Raw genomic sequence first — 16,277 nt, forward strand, 5'->3', positions numbered from 1 at the left:
CCGCCGTACCTTCACGGGCCGAAAATAGCCGCCCGGCGGCGCAACCTCCCGACCATGAACGTGAACATCCTTTGGGCCGACGACGAGATCGACCTGCTGCGGCCCCATGTGATGTTCCTCCAGGAGAAGGGTTACACGGTGGACACCGTGAACAACGGGCTCGACGCCGTGGAGAAGGTGGGCGCCAGGGAGTACGACATCGTGTTCCTGGACGAGAACATGCCCGGCCTCAGCGGGCTGGAGACCCTGTCGCGCCTCAAGGGCCTGCGTCCCCAGACGCCCGTGGTGATGATCACCAAGAGCGAGGAGGAGCACATCATGGAGGAGGCCATCGGCAGCAAGATCAGCGACTACCTGATCAAGCCCGTGAACCCCAACCAGATCCTGCTGGCGCTGAAGAAGCACCTCGACGGCCGCCGATTGGTGAGCGAGAAGGTGACCAGCGACTACCAGCAGCAGTTCCGCCAGCTGGGCATGCGCCTGGGCGACCGCCTGAGCACGAGCGACTGGAAGGACCTGTACCAGGAGCTGGTGCGCTGGGAGCTGGAGCTGAACCGCAACGCCGACCCCGGCATGGCCGAGATCCTGCGCAGCCAGTGGCGAGAGGCCAACGACCAGTTCTGCCGCTTCGTGGAACGCAACTACGTGGACTGGGTGAACGGCAAGGGCGACGATGTGCCGCTTCAGAGCCACACCCTCTTCAAGGCCAAGGTGGCGCCCCTGATCGACGAAAAGCGCGCGCCGCTCTTCATGGTGCTGATCGACAACCTGCGGCTGGACCAGTGGCGGGTGCTGGAGCCCATCATCAACGAGCACTTCCGCGTGGAGGAGCAGGACCTCTTCTTCAGCATCCTGCCCACCGCCACGCAGTACGCCCGCAACGCCCTCTTCGCCGGCATGATGCCTGGCGAGATCGAGAAGCGGTTCCCCGGCAAATGGATCAGCGAGGACGCCGAGGGCAGCAAGAACGCGCACGAGGAGGAGTTCCTGGCCGGGCAGCTGCAGCGCCTGGGCAAGGGCGTGAAGCACAGCTACCACAAGATCACCTCCCTGGCGCAGGGCCGCAAGCTGGCCGAGAGCATCGACAACCTGATGGGCAACGCCCTCAACGTCATCGTCTACAACTTCGTGGACATGCTGAGCCACGCCCGCACCGAGATGGAGGTGATCCGGGAACTGGCCGAGGACGATGCCGCCTACCGGAGCATCACCAAGAGCTGGTTCGAGCACAGCCCGCTGCGCGACGTGCTGCTGGGCATCGCCGCCCGCAAGGGCCGTCTGGTGATCACCACCGACCACGGCACCATCCGCGTGGAGAGCCCCAGCAAGGTGGTGGGTGACCGCAACACCAACACCAACCTGCGCTACAAGCACGGCCGCAACCTCACCTACGAGGAGCGCGAGGTGCTGGTGGTGAAGGACCCGGCGAAGGCCTTCCTGCCCCGGGCGAACGTGAGCTCCACCTACATCTTCGCCAAGCACGACGCCTTCTTCGTGTACCCCAACAACTACAACCACTTCGTCAACTACTACCGCCACACCTTCCAGCATGGGGGCATCTCCATGGAAGAGATGATGGTGCCGGTGGTGGTGTTGAACCCCCGCTGAGCGATGAGCACGATCCTCGTGATGCAGCGCCCCGAAGAGGCCGCCGAGCTGGCCGCCGCCATGTTGCACGCCTGTCCGCAGCGCCGCGTGTTCGCCTTCCGCGGTGAGCTGGGCGCGGGCAAGACCACCCTCATCAAGGCCCTCTGCGCTGAGCTGGGCGTGGAGGACGAGGCCACCAGCCCCAGCTTCGCCCTGGTGAACGAGTATCGCAGCGAGCGCCGCGGGCCGGTGTACCACTTCGACCTCTTCCGCCTGAAGGACGCCCGCGAACTGGAGGGCATCGGCTTCGGGGAGTACATCGACAGCGGCAGCTACTGCTTCGTGGAGTGGCCCGAGCTGGCCAAGGGGCAGCTGCCGGCGGACACCGTGCAGGTGCGCTTCGAGGTGATCACCGACGGCACCCGCGCCATCCACCTGGAGCCATGAGCAGCAGCGAACTCCTCAAGCAGCTGGCCCGCGAAGTGACCCTCCTGCCCCAGGAGGAGGTGCTGGAGGTGGGCCGGCGCCGCAAGAGCCTCTTCATCGGCATCCCCAAGGAGACCAGCTTCCAGGAGCACCGCGTGCCGCTGACCCCCCAGAGCGTGGCCGTGCTCACCGGCCGCGGCCACCAGGTGCTGATCGAGCGCGACACGGGCCGCGCCGTGCAGTTCCAGGACAGCGACTACAGCGAGGCCGGCGCCCAGGTGGTGGAGAGCGCCGAGGAGGTCTTCAAGGCCGACCTCATCCTGAAGGTGGCCCCGCCCAGCCACCGCGAGATCGAGATGCTGCGCCACCGCCAGATCCTCATCAGCGCCCTGCAACTCACCGTGCAGCCCAAGGACACGCTGCGCCGCATGATGGAGAAGCGCATGACGGCCGTGGCCTGGGACTTCATCAAGGACCGCGAGGGCATCTACCCCATCGTGCGGGCCATGGGCGAGATCGCCGGCACCACCAGCATCCAGATCGCCGGCGAATACCTCAGCGCCGAGCGCGGGGGACCGGGCCTCATGCTCGGCGGCATCAGCGGGGTGGCCCCCGCCGAAGTGGTGATCATCGGTGCGGGCACCGTGGGCGAGTTCGCCTGCCGCGCCGCCCTGGGCACCGGCGCCAGCGTGAAGCTCTTCGACAAGAGCATCTATCGCCTGCGCCGCCTGCAGAACGACCTGGGCCACCGCCTCTGGACCAGCGTCATCCAGCCCGAGGATCTCAAGAAGGCCCTGCGCCATGCCGACGTGGCCATCGGCGCCCTCCGCCCCGAACAGGGCCGCACCCCCATGGTCGTCACCGAGGAGATGGTGCGCGACATGAAGGCCGGCTCGGTGATCGTGGACATCAGCATCGACCGCGGCGGCACCTTCGAGACCAGCGAGGTCACCACCCACACCGATCCGGTGTACAAGCGCTACGGGGTGATCCACTACTGCGTGCCCAACATCGCCAGCCGCGTGCCCCGCACCGCCAGCTATGCCCTCAGCAACATCTTCGGCCCCCTGCTACTGAGCATGGGCGACAAGGGCGGCTTCGAGGATCTCATCAAGACCAACCTCGGCCTGCGCCACGGCGTGTACCTGTACAACGGCTCGCTCACCAGCCCCATCCTCGGCGAGGCCTTCAAGCTGCCTTACAAGGACCTGGACATCCTGCTGGCGGCCTTTTAGATCCACATGTGCGCATCCCGCAGGGCGGGACAAGTTGTGTCCATGTGAACATGTGCTCATTCAGATCCCTGATCCGATGCGATCCGAGTTCGATGCCTTGGAGTGGCTGGCTTCCTTCGGAAGCAGCGCGGCTTCAGAGCCGGGGATGACCTACGGCGCTGCACCGGGACGGCGGAACCCCGTGGTGGATGAGACCTTTGCGCTTGCCAGCCGGGTCATGGACTACGCCGAGGCGCTGGTGAAGGTCAATGCGGTATTCGCGGACCAGATCCTCCGTAGCGGGACCTCAGTAGGGTCGCACGTGCGCGAGGCACAAGGTGCTCAGAGCTTGAAGGCTTTCATCAACAAAATGAAGGTGGCCCATCAGGAACTGGAGGAGACCGACTACCGGCTGGACCTCTGCCACCTCAAGGCGCACTATCCCCACGACCCGGAACTTGTGCGAAGCACGAAGGCGTTGTTCCCTCTGTTCAACGCGATCCTGAGCACGAGCATCGAACGGTTGAAGCGGGAACGGTCGCAACGCCGGCGAAAAATGGACCGGAACGAGGGCTGAGAGCAGCCGAACTACCTGGCTCGGAATACCAGATGCCCGCTCGGCAGATACCCTGAGTTCACATGCCCACAACTTGTCCCGCCCTGCGAGAAAGCCTGATGCCCACATGAGCACATGGGCACATGTTCACATGGACACATGGGCCCATGCCCACATGAGCACATGAGCACATGTCCATATGACCACACGTTCCCGTCCGGTCCGATCTTTACCGCCGCCTCATGACGCTCACCCGCCGTCTTCTGCTCTACGCCATCGGGCTGCTCATCGGCGGCGGCCTGGCCTGGTGGTCCTTCGGTGAGCGCCTCACCAACGCGGCGTGGACCCCGCGCGAGCGCATCAAGCTGCGCGTGGCCGCCACCCTGGTGCGCAGCACCGACAGGGCCGGTGCCGCCCTCGCCGCCCGCGGGCTCGACCTCGCCGGTGTGCGCCAGGCGGTGCCCCACAGCGAAGTGCTGCTGCCCCGCACCCGGCGCAGCGGCGACAGTCTGTTCTATACGCTGAGGACACCGGTGGGGCGGGACACGCTCACCCTGGAGGTGCAGGTCTTCGAGGACCACCGGCGCGACAGCACCGCCACCCTGGTGCGCGTGGAGTGATCAGGTATCCGCCTTCGGCTTGTGCGGCCACACCAGGCCCAGCGTCAGGTAGCCCATCACCGCGCCGTAGAGGGAACTGCGCCACCACACACTGGTGATCAGGCAACCGTTGGTGCAGCCGTACCAGTGCCACCATGCATAGCCACCCGCGGCGCCCAGCAGCACCGCCACCACGATCCACGGCAGCCGACGTTCCATGCCGCAAAGGTGCACAGCCATCCGCCCGGCTCCGTGTGACCCGGGTCACCGCATACGCGACGGGCACCGTGCTGCGTTGCTGCACCATGCGAACACTGATCCCGATCGCGCTACTGCTCGTCCACTCGGCGCAGGCCCAGGCGGTGCGCGTGGTGCACGTGCTGGTGGCCCTGTGCGACAACGTGCACCAGGGCATCGTGAAGGTGCCCGGCCACCTGGGCAACGGGCAGGACCCCACCGGCAACCTTTACTGGGGGGCGGCCTTTGGTGTGCGCACCCACTTCAACAAGGCCGCGGAATGGGTGCGTGTGCCCTGCGACAAGGCTGTGGAGGCCCATATCCTGGACCGCGTCGCGTGGCGCCATCGGGACAGCGCCGTGGTGCTGATCGCCGAGGCCTACGACGGCCGCCACATCCGCGAGGCCACCGAGGACCTGCTGCGCTACGCCAGCGGGGCCGGAGCCCGCGCCGTCACCGTGGACGGGACCACGGTGCAGGCCGGTGGTGCGGCGCAGCTCATCGCGTATGCCGGTCACGATGGGCTCATGGACTTCCAACTGGACCGCGACTTCACGGGGCCGGCGAGCAACCCGCGCGAGGTGATCATCCTGGCCTGTGTGAGCCGCTCGTACTTCCAGGGACCGCTGCGCGCCACGAACGCCACACCCCTGCTGTGGACCACCGGCCTGATGGCGCCGGAGGCCTACACGCTGCGCGCCGCCCTGGAGGGCTGGGTGCGCCGGGAGACCGCCGCCCAGGTGCGCGAGCGCGCGGCCATGGCCTACGACCGCTACCAGAAATGCGGACCATCCGGCGCGCGACGCTTGCTGGTAACGGGGTGGTGAGGGATGGATCGGAACTGCGAGGGTGGCAGGGACGGCCTAGGCTCACGCACCCGTTCATGCTCTCCCCCGTTCACCGGCTCCGCCTGGTCCGCTCAGCCGCTCACCGTTGAGCACGACCGCGTGCGCTGCGCCGTGCCATCTTAAGCGATACCGTACTTTTACTAGAGCCGTACGTCAGGAGGTCGGCCTACGGGCTGATCCGCTCCATTCAACCCATCACCGAACCATGAACCTCTTCATTACACGTCGGAGCCTTGTCACAACAGTGCTGTTGGCCCTTCAAGCCGGGGCTGCTTTCCGGGCGGACGCCCAGGTGGTGGAGATCGCCACCGGTGCGCCGAACACCCCCTTGTACGCCGTGGGGCCCATCTACATGTCCTCCACGCTCTTCTACCGGTACAGCAGGTTCGCATACCTCTACACGCAGGCCGAACTGGCTGCGGCAGGGATCACCGCCGGCACCACGATCAACGCGGTGGGCTGGATGAAGGACACGCCCAATTCCGCCGCCGGACCGGCGCTCTTCACCATCTACATGAAGAACTCCACCGCCGCTGCCTATGCCAATGCAACGGAACCATGGGCCGACCTGAGCTTGGGCGCCACCCAGGTGTACAGCGAGAATGCCCAATCCATCCCGGCCACGGCCAGCCCCAACTACATCGACTTCACCCTCGACACCCCGTTCCAATACACGGGCGGATCCCTGGAGATCCTCACCGAGTGGGACATCTCCACCGTGCCCGCACCCATCGCCACGGGAGCGTTCGAATGGGTGAACACCACTGTGGTGGACCGGATCTATGCCAGCGGGAACACCAGTTTGCCCGCCACACTGTCCAGCACCATGAACAACACGAACATCAACGATCGACGCCCGGTGATCCAGTTCACCGTGCAGGGTGGTACGACGACCATCCCGGACCTCCTGGGCAGCTCCATCCGCATCTGGCCGAATCCGGCCGAAGACGTGCTGAACATCGCGAACACGAGCGGCGTGCCCGTGGACCGCATCGTGATGACGGATATGCTCGGCAAGGTCGTTCTGAACGAGCGGCCAGCAGCGGGCATGACCCATCACCGGATCGACCTTGACCCGTTCGTGCCCGGCGCTTACCTGCTCCGCTTGGAGACCGGCGAAGGACCGCTGGTCAGGAAGGTGACGGTGCGGTGAACGTGGGCGGTGAACGAGAGCCGCCTTTTGCGACGAGAGGGGCGAGGGTGAACGGGGGCGAGGGTGCCGAAGAATATCCAGCGCTGGCGCACGGCCACTGTGCCACCCCATTCCTTGTGTTCATTCCGCGACCATGCCTCGTCCTGCGCAGTGATGGCACGCTGTGGGCGCACAGGAAGGGTTACGGGGTGGTAGGCCGACCCACGGGATACAAGGCACCGGAAGGCCACGAGCACCGGGACGCTCATCGCTGTTGTCCCAGCTGCCGCACCTTTGCCCCATGCGCATCGCGGTGAACACCCGGCTGTTGCTGCCCGACAAGCTGGAGGGCATCGGCTGGTTCGCGCACGAGACCCTCTCGCGCATCGTGCGTGCCCACCCCGAGCACCGCTTCCTCTTCCTCTTCGACCGCGCGTTCGACCGCCGCTTCCTCTACGCGGACAACGTGGAGGGTGTGGTGCTGTGGCCGCCCACACGGCACCCCCTGCTGTATCGCCTGTGGTTCGACCTGCGGCTGCCCGGTGCCCTGCGCCGCCTGAAGGCCGACGCCTTCCTTTCGCCGGACGGCTACCTGGCCCTGCGCAGCCGTGTGCCCACCCTGGCGGTGATCCACGACCTCAACTTCGAGCATCATCCGGAGGACCTGCCGAAGGCCTACCGCGCCTTCTACCGCGGCCAGTTCCCCCGCTATGCCCGCCACGCCAGGCGCCTGGCCACGGTGAGCGAGCACTCCCGGCAGGACATCGTGCGCACCTACGGCATCCCGGCTGACCGGATCGATGTGGTGTACAATGGCGTGGGCGAGGTGTTCCGGCCCCTGAGCATCGCCGAACAGGAGGACGCGCGGCGCACCTTCAGCGAAGGCCACCCCTACCTGATCTGCATCGGCTCGCTGAACCCGCGCAAGAACATCGCGCGTCTGCTGGAGGCCTTCGACACGCTGGCCGACATCGGCGACACGGACCTGCGCCTGCTGATCGTGGGCGAGCGCATGTGGTGGGACGGCCGCATGGAACAGGCCTGGCAGGGCATGCGCCACCGCGACCGGGTGCTCTTCACCGGACGGTTGGACCAGCAGCGCCTGCACCGCGCCTTGGGCGGGGCGCTGGCGCTGGCCTTCGTGAGCTACTTCGAGGGCTTCGGCATCCCGGTGGCCGAGGCCATGCGCTGCGGCGTGCCCGTGGTGGCCGCACGCGCCACGAGCCTGCCCGAGGTGGCCGGCGATGCGGCACACTATTGCGACCCCTTCCGCGTGGACGACATCAGCCGCGCCCTGCGCGAGGTGGTGGCCGATGCCGCCCTGCGCGAGCGGTTGGGCCGGGCCGGCATCGCCCGTTCGGTCCGCTTCACCTGGGATGGGGCCGCCACGGACCTGTGGGCCTCGTTCGAACGCATGCTGAAGGACGCCGGACGATGAGCCGCCTGGCCGCCTTCCATACCCGGGGTCTGCTGGAGGCGGGCTGCGACGAGGCCGGGCGGGGCTGCCTGGCGGGGCCTGTGGTGGCCGCTGCGGTGATCCTGCCGCCCCGCGTGCGCATCCCCGGCCTCGACGACAGCAAGAAGCTCAGCGCCGCCCAACGCGACGCCCTGCGTCCGCTGATCCTGGAAAAGGCGCTGGCGTGGGCCGTGGCCGAAGTGGGTCCGGCGGAGATCGACGCCATCAACATCCTGCGTGCCTCCTTCACCGCCATGCACCGCGCGATCGACGCCCTGCGCGCGCGGCCGCAGCACCTGCTGATCGACGGGAACCGCTTCATCCCCTACCCGGGCATTCCGCACACCTGCCTGGTGCAGGGCGACGGGCGCTTCCGCAGCATCGCGGCCGCCAGCATCCTGGCCAAGACGCACCGCGATGCGCTGATGGACGCGTTGCACGCCGCGCATCCGGCCTACGGCTGGGCCGAGAACAAGGGCTACCCCACGCCGGCCCACCGGTCGGCCATCGCCGCGCACGGCCCCACGGTGTGGCACCGCCGCAGCTTCACGCTGCTGCCCGCACAGGGCGAGCTCTTCTAACACGGGCGTGTGCAAACGGCACCAGCAGTGGCGCGGGACGCGGGACCGGTGAGGCCTTGCTTTGTGGGATGCGCCGCGCGGTGATCCTGCTGGTGCTCCTGGGCCTCACCGGCTTCGGGGCCTGGCAGCTGCTGCGCGGTCTGCGTCCCACCACGCCCGCCGCGGACCCCTGGCGGTCGCTGCCCGAAGGGACCCGTGCCGTGCTGGCCCTGCCCGACGCCTCCGCGGCCTGGGAGCGCTGGTCGCACGGCAGCGTGCTCGGCACGGCGCTGAAGGACCTGCCCGCCCTGAACGCCCTCGAACGGATGTCCACCGCACTGGCCCCGGTGCGCGAGCGCCTCGCCGGTTCACCGGTGCTCGCCGCCTGGGGCGATGGGACGGATGGAACGGGCGAAGTGGTGGTCATCGCCACCATGACCGCGGACGCACGGGACGCGTGGATGTCCGCGCTCACCCAACGCACCACACCCGGAACACCGGTCGCCCTGGCGGGCGAGGGCATGCCCGGCGGCTGGCACATGCTGGAGCACCGCGGTCTGCTGCTCTTCGGCCCTGACGCCGACCGGCTGCGCGCCATGGCCGCCCGGGACGCACGCACCGCCACCCCGGACAGCCTGCTGCAGGAAGCCCGCACCACGCTGGGCGCCCACGCCACGGCCCACCTCCTGCTCCGCACCGGGACGGTCCCGGCGTGGGCGAAGGCCGCACCCTGGCGGGATCTCTTCAGCGCGCTGCCCACCGATGCCGGATGGCTGGCGCTCGACCTGGAGCCTCGCGCCGAGGGCCTCATCGCCAGCGGGGTGCTCGTGCCCGCCGCGTCCAGCGACGGTTCGGCCGCGGTGGACCCCTTGCCCGCCCTGCGGGTGCTGCCCGGTGAGGTGCGCTGGCTGGAACAGGTGAGCCTGCCCACGGACACCACCTTCACCGACTGGCATGATGCCACCCGCGTCCTTGCCCGCGCCAACGGGCCGAACGGTCCGCTGCAGTGGACGGTGCTGCATGCCGACGACCCCATGGATGCGGCCCTGGCGGTGGGCGACCTGGCGGCAGGCCAAGCGGCGCGCCGCGAGCACCGGGGCAAGCTCATGATGCAGGTGGAAGGCCTTCGCGAGCTGGCCGCCCTGCCGGGCGACAGCGCACCGTGGTGCGTTCTGCACGAGCACTGGTGCCTGCTGGCCTCGGACAGCGTGGCGGCCCGGCTGGCCGTGGATGCGCTGGTCGACGGTCATACCCTGGGCAACGACCTGGCAGTGGCCGCGGAACTGGCCGAACTGGCCGCACCGGCCCAGGGCACTTGGTGGTGCGACCTTGGCGCCGGCGGTCTCGCCCTGCACCGCCCCGTGGGCGACAGCCTCGGCGACCTGCGGCCCTGGAGCGAGCTGGGCACGCTGTTCGTGCAGCGGATGCGCACCACCGGAAGGAAGGCCTACCTCAGCATCGCCCTGCGCGCCGGCCGCATCCGTCCGCAGGCCACGCCCGCCATGAGGCCGGAGACCGTGACCCCATCCACGGTGGACCAGGGCATCGCTCACGTGCAGGCCGTGCGCAACCACGTGAACGGCACGCAGGAACTGCTGGTCCAGGACCATGCCGGCCTCCTGAGCCTGCGCACCCCCGGTGGGCGTGTGCTGTGGCAGGTGCCGCTCGATGGCCCACTGCTCGGCCCTGCGCTACAGGTGGACCGCTATCACAACGGGAAGCTGCAAGTGCTGTCGCTGACGGCACGCACGCTGTACCTGATCGACCGCAACGGTCGGGCGGTGGACGGCTTCCCCGTGAAGCTGGCCGCGGAGGCCTCCGCGCCCGTGGCCTGTTTCGACTACGATGGGGATGGCCAGCTGCGGATCCTGGTGCCGATGGCCGATGGCCGGGTGCTGAACCTCGCCGCGGATGGGCGTCCGGTGAAGGGTTGGGAGGCGGAACAGGCCTCGACGGCCATCGCCAGCTCCGTGCATCACCTGCGGGTGCGCGGCAAGGACCACCTGCTGTACGCCGATGCCTCGGGCACCCTGCACCACCTGGACCGCCGCGGCGTGCGGCGCAGCACACCCAGGCTGAAGCTGCCCGAGGCCGCGCGACCGGTGGCGGTGCTCCCCGCCACGGGCGACGCCGTCACGGTGGTGTGGCGCACATCGGACGGCGGCGTGCAGGAGGCCACGCTGGACGGAACGCCCCGTTCGGTGGCCCGGATCGCCACGGCCATCGGCCAGGTGGTGGACGGCAAGGTCCGGTCGGTATGGTGGTCCACCACGGACAGCCTGTTCGTGCGCGATGCCGGTGGACGCGTGAAGGGCGTGGCCGCAGCGGGCGATGTGGAGGACGCCCGGACGGTGCGTTCGGGCGACCGGCTGTGGTGGGCCGTTCGGCGGAAGGGAGGCTCCTGGAGCCTGGTGGACGAGCGCGGTCGCGCGGTGGCCGAGGCCACGGCGGAAGGCCCGGCCGTCCTGACCGATCTGGAGCGCGATGGGCGACCGGACCTGGTGGTGCTGCCGGCCGAGGGCGCGCCCGAGGTGGTCCGGCAAGCGGCACCTGAACGATGAGCGGTGGCAACTAGCCTCCGCTGCGCCTATGTTTGCCCACTTTCCCGGTCCCGGTGAACCGGACCCTAGGTCCCCTCCGACGTTGGATGCTGCGCACGGTGCTCCGCCGCGAGGTGGTCGCCCTGACGCGGTTGCTGGTGGTGGTGCTCACCATCCTGCTGGCCTTGCTGGAGCTGGGCTATCGCGGCGAGGCGCCCACCAGCGGCATGCGGCAGGAGCTGCTCACCGGGCTGATGTTCGGGGCGGGCTTCGTGATGTTCGGGGCCATCCTGCGCACCCTGCTCAAGGGCCAGCGTCCGCGCAAGGCCGAGATCGCCTGGTTCCTGGTCTGGCTCAGCTTCTTCGCCACACACCCCATCGGGCTGCCGGTGTGGGAGGGCGTGGGCCTGATGGGCAACCTGATCTTCCTGGGCCTGTTCGTGTTCATCGAGCTCAGCCGCCTGGAGCTCGGGGGCGGCTTCACCCTGAGCCCGGCGCTGCTCTTCACCTTCAGCTTCATCCTGCTGATCACCATCGGCACGGCCCTGTTCATGCTGCCCAAGGCGGCGGTGCGCCCGCTCGGCCTCATCGAAGCCCTGTTCACCAGCACCAGCGCCGTATGCGTCACCGGGCTCACGGTGTTCGACGTGGGCACCACGCTGACGCCGATGGGCCTGTGGATCCTGCTGCTGCTGGTGCAGCTGGGCGGGCTGGGGGTGATGACCTTCACCAGCTTCTTCGCCTTCTTCTTCAAGGGCAGCAATTCGCTGGAGGAGCAGCTCCGCATCCGTGACCTCAGCAACACCACCCTGGGCGGTGCGCGCCGTTTCATCGTGCAGGTGATCCTCTTCACCCTTGCGGTGGAGGCCATCGGGGCCCTGTTCATCTTCCAGGCCGTGCCGGAGGATCAGTTCGCCAGCTTCAGCGACCGCCTGTTCTTCGCGGTGTTCCATGCCATCAGCGCCTTCAACAACGCCGGCTTCAGCACGTACGCCAGCGGCCTGTACGATCCGGTGATGCGCTTCAACTACGCGCTGCAGTGGGTGGTGGCGGTGATGATCGTCTTCGGCGGCCTGGGCTTCGGCATCATCTTCAACTTCGCCAACTACCTCCGCTTCTGGGTGCGGGCACGGGTGCGCAAGTGGACCCTGGGCGTGCCCTGCGAGCGGTATCCGCGGGTGGTGACGCTCAGCACCAAGCTGGTGCTCTTCACCACGGCGGGGCTGCTGCTCTTCGGCACCATCGCCTTCTGGGTCTTCGAGCGCGACAACGCCCTGCGCGAGCACGGCGGCTGGTTCGGGCAGCTCACCACCAGCTTCTTCGGCAGCGTCACCCCGCGCACGGCCGGCTTCAACACGGTGAACTACGGCACCCTGACGGTGCCCACGCTGATGATCACCATTCTGCTGATGTACATCGGGGCCAGCCCGGGAAGCACCGGCGGCGGCATCAAGACCAGCACGGCGGCGGTGGCCCTGTTCAACATCTTCAGCACGGGCCGCGGGCGCGAGCGGGTGGAGACCGGCGGCCGCGAGATCGGCAGCATGACGGTGCGCCGCGCCTTCGCCACCATCGTGCTCTCGCTCATCTTCCTGGGGGTGTCCGTCACCGTGGTGGCCTCCCTGGAGAAGGACCTCGGCCTGCTGCCCATCGCCTTCGAGTGCTTCAGCGCCTTCAGCACCGTGGGGCTCTCCACAGGCATCACTGCCGAACTGGACGATGCCGCACGCGTGGCCCTCACCCTGGTGATGTTCGTGGGCCGCGTCAGCGCCCTCACCCTGCTCATCGGCGTGCTCAAGCAGGTGGAGGTGAGCAACTACCGCTACCCCAAGGAGGACATCCTGATCAACTGAACCAACGCCCGCGCCGGGCTACGGCGCACAACGGATGAAGATCGCAGTCTTCGGCCTCGGCAACTTCGGCAAGAACCTGGCGGTGAAGCTCACCCAGCTGGGCCACGAGGTGATCGCCATCGACCACACCATGGAGAAGGTGGAGAGCCTCAAGAACGACGTGAGCTTCGCGGTGTGCCTGGAGAGCAACGATCCGCTGGCGATGGACACCCTGCCGCTGGACGAGCTGGACGCCGCCGTGGTGGCCATCGGCGAGAACGAGGGTGCCAACATCATGACCACCGCGCTGCTGGTGAACCGCAAAGTGAAGCGGGTGATCAGCCGCGCCATCAACGACCTGCACGAGATGGTGCTCAACTCCATGGGCGTCACCGAGATCGTGCACCCCGAGGAGAAGGCGGCCGAAGGGCTGGCGCGCAAGCTGAACCTGCGCCGGTTGGTGGACCAGTTCGAGCTGCCCGGCGGCTTCATGATCGCCGAAGTGGTGGTGCCCGACCGCTACGTGGGCCAGCCGGTGGGGCAGATCAGCGAGCTGCGCCAGCGGCGCATCGGCCTGGTCACCGTGCTGCGAAAGGAGAGCGAGAAGGGCTTCCTGGGCCGCCGCTCCATCAAGCTCGGCGCGCTCGGCGTGGTGGACAACGACTTCACCCCGGTGAAGGGTGACATCCTGGTGCTCTTCGGCACCAAGGAGCAGATGGCCGCCTTCACCGGCGAGAACGAGTGAGCACCGCCCCACCACCCGACCTGGACAGCCCGGAGCGCATCGACGCGCTGGTGCTGGCCTTCTACGAGCGGGTGCGGCCCGATCCGGTGCTCGCGCCCTGGTTCGCCGAGGTGGACTGGCCGCATCACACCCCGCGGATCCAGGCCTTCTGGAAGGGTCTGTTGCTGGGCCAGGCCGGCTACGCGGGCGAGCCCATGAGCGCCCACATCGCCTTGCACCGACGGCTCCCGCTCAACGCCGCGCAGTTCGACCGGTGGGTGGAGCTGTGGACCGATACGGTGCGGGAGCGCCATGCCGGGCCCAAGGCCGACGAGGCCATCGCCCGCGCGGTGAGCATCGCCGCGGTGATGAAGCACAAGGTGCTCAGCGCTTCGGCTTCCGCAGGGTGAGGCGCGTGCCCGGACGGTCGGCCGACGTTGCGTCGTGCCGGTGTATGGTCAAGGTTGTCAAAGGGGCGATCCCGGCGTATCGTGAGTTCCCGGTTGGCTTCGGTGGCCCAAGCGGCTGTCGTGCGAGATACATCAGGCAGCTCGGACCCGCTCGCTTGGGTCCTTTTCACACATGCCTTTCGGTTGAGAGCGCTGACAGGCTCGGTGGGACGGCTGATATATGTATGGCCATACATATGTTAACCCATGGCCGTACACGGCCAGGTTCCATATAAGCCCTTGTCTTTGAGCGTGTTATTCGTTTTGCGGAATCTCATGGTCGATATGATGCCAGATCAGGCGCGGTGGGATGCGAGGTCGTATGACCAGCAGCACCGCCACCGATCCGCGAGCCATTGAACGCACTTGAGGGGCGCAAAGCACGGGGTCTGGAAATATGTATGGCCATACATATGTTCAGTGGCCATCCATAGGCTCCGACCTCCTCACCACCGAACCACACTCCGGTTCCCTCGCACTTACGACTGACACCTTGGGAGCCCTTGTTCCTTCCGTCAACAGTGTCTCTGATCGGGGGCACCGCCACTTGACCGACGTCGCGTCGTGCCGACCGGTGAACAAGGCTGTCGGAGGGCGATCGCGGCACATCGTCAGTTCCCGGTGGGCTTCAACTGGCCGTTGCTGAGGGCAGCAGGAGGCCATCGCCCGCGCGGTGAGCATCGCCGCGGTGATAGCACAAGGTGCTCAGCGCTTCGGCTTCCGCAGGGTGAGGCGCGTGCCCGGCTTCACGGGCGCATCGGGCGACAGGCCGTTGTAGGCCGCCAGCTTGTCCAGCTTGATGGCGTGCTGCTGGCTGATGCTCCACAGCGATTCACCGGCCTTCACCGTGTGGGTGGCCGGGGCCTTCACGCTGTTGCGTTTGGGCTGCAGGAAGATCACCTGGCCCTCGGCCAGTCCGGCGTCCTTGGGCAGGTCGTTCCAACGGGCCATCATGCCGGGGATCTGCCCCAGCTCCCCGGCCAGGCGCTCGAACGTGTCGCCCTTGCGGGCGGTCACCATCTTGATCCGACCCGCGTAACGCTCCACGGGGCGTGCGGCCCCGATGGTAACGGTGACCTCCTCGCTGTCCCCGCGCCGTGGCGGGCGGGTGGGCTGTGTCGTCGGCGCTGTCCTGGGCTTGGCCGGTCGCGCAGGCCGCTGGCCGCTGTCCAGCTTGTTCAGTTCGTAGCGTTCGATGAGGTCGATGAGCTTCTGCGGATACCGCGGATCGGTGGCGTAGCCGGCCTTCTTGAGGCCGTGGGCCCAGCCCTTGTAGTCGGTGGGCCTCAGCGTGAACAGATCGGCGTAGCGGGGCCGCAGCAGGAACTTGCTGTGATCCTCGTAGCTGTCCGCCGCGTCGCGGTACTTGCGGAAGCAGTCGTTCTTGCGGTCGTCGTCGTGGTACACCTTGCCCCCGCGCCAGTCGGGCGTGCACTTGATGCCGAAGTGGTTGTTGGCATCGCGGGCCAGTTCGCTGTTGCCATTGCCGCTCTCCAGCAGCCCCTGGGCCAGGGTGATGCTGGCGGGGATGCCATGCTCCTTCATCTTGGCCACGGCCACCTCCTGCCACTGGGCGATGTACTCTTCGGCCGTGAGCCGGCGGTTGGGCGGCTGGCCTTGGGCCACCACCGGCAGCACCGGCAGGGTGCCCAGCAACAGGGTTTTCAACAAGTTCACGATCCGCATGGTCCGAGAAGGCGGTCTTCGCCAAGGGCCGAAACTACCGGGGAACAGGAGGGTTGTTCACGATCCATCCACAGGACTGCTCACCACGGATCGTGAATAGAACGCGGTCGGACATCACCATCGCATAACCTTGTCCGATCTTTGCACCTTCGCGATCGAACAATCTTGCCGGTCAAACGTTAGAGGGCTGGGAGACAAGGGAATGGACGACAGCAGCAGCCAGCCCGAACGGGGCGCGCGCCTGGAGCGGCTCGGCCTCGAAGCCGGTGACTATTACTTCACTGAGGAGGGCTACCTCGTGTTCACCGAGCAGTACCACCGCAAGCGCGGGTATTGCTGCCAGAGCGGGTGCCGGCATTGTCCATACGGGTTCCACGACAAGCAGGGCAAGGGGAAGGTGGGGTGAGGATCGTGGAGCGAGGTCTGGTGGA

General features: G+C 67.5%; 16 protein-coding genes. 14 read left to right on the forward strand and 2 right to left on the reverse strand.

All coding sequences use genetic code 11. From position 1 onward, the window contains the following. Nucleotides 1–54: 54 nt before the first annotated feature. The 5 genes from IPM49_07540 to IPM49_07560 all read left to right on the forward strand — a co-directional run bounded on the left by IPM49_07540 (nt 55) and on the right by IPM49_07560 (nt 4,403). The gene (locus tag IPM49_07540; protein MBK9274378.1) at nt 55–1,608 is read left to right on the forward strand and encodes a PglZ domain-containing protein; all 1,554 of its coding nucleotides are present in this window, start codon (nt 55–57) and stop codon (nt 1,606–1,608) included. A gap of 3 nt (nt 1,609–1,611) precedes the next feature. Next, nucleotides 1,612–2,034, forward strand: a complete 423-nt coding sequence (gene tsaE / locus IPM49_07545) for a tRNA (adenosine(37)-N6)-threonylcarbamoyltransferase complex ATPase subunit type 1 TsaE (protein MBK9274379.1) — start codon at nt 1,612–1,614, stop codon at nt 2,032–2,034. Beyond that, the gene (locus IPM49_07550; protein ID MBK9274380.1) at nt 2,031–3,248 is read left to right on the forward strand and encodes an alanine dehydrogenase; all 1,218 of its coding nucleotides are present in this window, start codon (nt 2,031–2,033) and stop codon (nt 3,246–3,248) included. The genes tsaE and IPM49_07550 overlap by 4 nt, the downstream gene beginning before the upstream one ends. Nucleotides 3,249–3,324: 76 nt before the next feature. Further along, nucleotides 3,325–3,804, forward strand: coding sequence for a four helix bundle protein (locus tag IPM49_07555; protein ID MBK9274381.1), 480 nt, complete (start codon nt 3,325–3,327; stop codon nt 3,802–3,804). Between the two features lie 221 nt (nt 3,805–4,025). Further along, nucleotides 4,026–4,403 (forward strand): hypothetical protein, encoded by a 378-nt coding sequence (locus IPM49_07560; protein ID MBK9274382.1) that lies wholly within the window; start codon nt 4,026–4,028, stop codon nt 4,401–4,403. Here the strand turns inward: IPM49_07560 and IPM49_07565 are convergent, their stop codons facing one another. Continuing rightward, nucleotides 4,404–4,601, reverse strand: coding sequence for a hypothetical protein (locus IPM49_07565; GenBank protein ID MBK9274383.1), 198 nt, complete (start codon nt 4,599–4,601; stop codon nt 4,404–4,406). A gap of 86 nt (nt 4,602–4,687) precedes the next feature. On the opposite strand from IPM49_07565, the gene IPM49_07570 reads away from it, so the two are divergent. The 8 genes from IPM49_07570 (at nt 4,688) to IPM49_07605 (ending at nt 14,121) form a co-directional block, all read left to right on the forward strand. Beyond that, nucleotides 4,688–5,446: a hypothetical protein gene (locus tag IPM49_07570; GenBank protein MBK9274384.1), complete on the forward strand. Its 759-nt coding sequence runs from the start codon at nt 4,688–4,690 to the stop codon at nt 5,444–5,446. A 226-nt stretch (nt 5,447–5,672) separates the two neighbouring features. Next, nucleotides 5,673–6,620 (forward strand): T9SS type A sorting domain-containing protein, encoded by a 948-nt coding sequence (locus tag IPM49_07575; protein MBK9274385.1) that lies wholly within the window; start codon nt 5,673–5,675, stop codon nt 6,618–6,620. Nucleotides 6,621–6,900: 280 nt separating this feature from the next. Then, nucleotides 6,901–8,037 (forward strand): glycosyltransferase family 4 protein, encoded by a 1,137-nt coding sequence (locus tag IPM49_07580; GenBank protein MBK9274386.1) that lies wholly within the window; start codon nt 6,901–6,903, stop codon nt 8,035–8,037. Further along, entirely contained in the window at nt 8,034–8,636 is a 603-nt protein-coding gene (locus IPM49_07585) for a ribonuclease HII (protein ID MBK9274387.1), read from the forward strand. The genes IPM49_07580 and IPM49_07585 overlap by 4 nt, the downstream gene beginning before the upstream one ends. Before the next feature lie 68 nt (nt 8,637–8,704). Further along, nucleotides 8,705–11,176 (forward strand): hypothetical protein, encoded by a 2,472-nt coding sequence (locus IPM49_07590; protein ID MBK9274388.1) that lies wholly within the window; start codon nt 8,705–8,707, stop codon nt 11,174–11,176. Between the two features lie 86 nt (nt 11,177–11,262). Beyond that, nucleotides 11,263–13,008, forward strand: coding sequence for an ATPase (locus tag IPM49_07595; GenBank protein ID MBK9274389.1), 1,746 nt, complete (start codon nt 11,263–11,265; stop codon nt 13,006–13,008). A gap of 34 nt (nt 13,009–13,042) precedes the next feature. Next, nucleotides 13,043–13,732: a TrkA family potassium uptake protein gene (locus IPM49_07600; protein ID MBK9274390.1), complete on the forward strand. Its 690-nt coding sequence runs from the start codon at nt 13,043–13,045 to the stop codon at nt 13,730–13,732. Beyond that, nucleotides 13,729–14,121, forward strand: a complete 393-nt coding sequence (locus tag IPM49_07605) for a group III truncated hemoglobin (GenBank protein MBK9274391.1) — start codon at nt 13,729–13,731, stop codon at nt 14,119–14,121. The genes IPM49_07600 and IPM49_07605 overlap by 4 nt, the downstream gene beginning before the upstream one ends. Nucleotides 14,122–14,865: 744 nt before the next feature. Here IPM49_07605 and IPM49_07610 read toward each other — a convergent pair. After that, nucleotides 14,866–15,846 carry a glucosaminidase domain-containing protein gene (locus IPM49_07610; GenBank protein MBK9274392.1) on the reverse strand — a complete coding sequence of 327 codons (981 nt, stop codon included), beginning with the start codon at nt 15,844–15,846 and terminating at the stop codon, nt 14,866–14,868. 202 nt (nt 15,847–16,048) lie between these two features. Between IPM49_07610 and IPM49_07615 the strand changes: the two genes are divergently transcribed. Beyond that, a complete protein-coding gene (locus IPM49_07615; protein MBK9274393.1) occupies nt 16,049–16,252 on the forward strand; it encodes a hypothetical protein in 204 nt (67 codons plus the stop codon). The last annotated feature ends 25 nt before the right edge of the window (nt 16,253–16,277 follow it).

It is taken from the genome of Flavobacteriales bacterium (genome assembly GCA_016715895.1).
Taxonomy (GTDB): Bacteria; Bacteroidota; Bacteroidia; order Flavobacteriales_F; family PHOS-HE28; genus PHOS-HE28.